The sequence below is a fragment of the Paenibacillus agaridevorans genome, from assembly GCF_003112455.1.
GTDB classification, from domain to species: Bacteria; Bacillota; Bacilli; order Paenibacillales; family Paenibacillaceae; genus Pristimantibacillus; species Pristimantibacillus agaridevorans.
The window spans coordinates 29,371-30,500 of record NZ_BDQX01000196.1; the positions used below are offsets into that span (position 1 = coordinate 29,371).

The 1,130-nt window shown below is 62.7% G+C and carries 1 protein-coding gene; it reads right to left on the bottom strand.

The annotated features are described in order from the left end of the window. Window positions 1-1,130 (bottom strand): carbohydrate-binding protein (locus PAT3040_RS38075; RefSeq protein ID WP_219930297.1); only part of this gene is annotated, 1,130 nt, incomplete at both ends.

Genomic DNA, 1,130 nt, shown 5'->3' on the forward strand with positions numbered 1-1,130 from the left:
CTTCCCGCGGCAGGTCCGTCGCCATCCGTCTTCTGTGCGAGCGGGCCGCTATGCCATTCGTTCCATCCGGCCATGCCGCCCGGCTCGAAGCCCGGATTGGCAAGCAGATTGGCCGGCGTAAGCTCGAAAGCGTCGAAGGCCGCCCAATTGCCGGCTTTGGCCTCTGACCAGACGCCGATCTCGATGATGCCATTTGTCACTGCGATCCGATCTATTTCGTACGACTTCCAATATTGCGAGCCGGCACTGGAAATATTCGCTCGCCGCTCGTTGTCCGACGTCTTGGCGTACAGATGGAGCGCGTTCTGCCCGCCGCCCGTTCTCGCTTTCACGCTTAGCCGGTACAAGCCGTTCGGAACGCTCACCGTCTGACGGGTAAGCTGCCGGTAATCGGAAGCCGCCCAATGCGTCAGCTTGCTGGCGCCGTCATACGGCATATCTGTATCGACGCTCTGCGCCGCCACGCCTCCGTTCCATTCGTTCCAGCCGGCCGCGCCTCCCGATTCGAAGCCCGGATTGGCAAGCAGATTGCCCGAAGCCGCGGCTGAAACCGGAATCAGCTCCAGCCAATTCGCGTTCCACCCTCCCGCAAGCGCGGAGAGCCGCAAGGTCTGCGTGCCTGCCTCCAGCGCGAACGTCTCTTGCACGGTCGTCCAGGACTGCCAGCCTCCCGTGCCTGGAACGCTTAGCGTCGCCAAAGACGTTCCGCCCGAGGCGACGCCGACGGCATTAGGCGCTCCTCCTGCATTGCCGCTCGCGACGCGAACCCGAAGTCGATAAGAGCCTGCGACGGGAGCAAAAACGCGATAGTCCATCCAATCTCCCGCATCAATGAAACCAACGTTTAGACCGCCGCTCGCATCCGTCGCCGCCTCGGTCTGCACGCCGAACGAAGCATTGAAGTTCTCCGCTTCGATCGCACCAGGGAGCTCCCGAACGCCAGTTGCCAATGCGTTTAACCCGTAGCCGAGCGGGAACAGCGGAGAGTAGCCGGTGTCATTGAAGTTGGCCGGAATTTGCGCCATGTCGCGAGGCCAAGTAAAGGGCAGCTTGCCCGTGAAGTCGTAGTCGCCGAACAGCACATCGGCCACGCCGGCGCCTTCCGTGCCTGGCAGCCATGCCGCCACGAA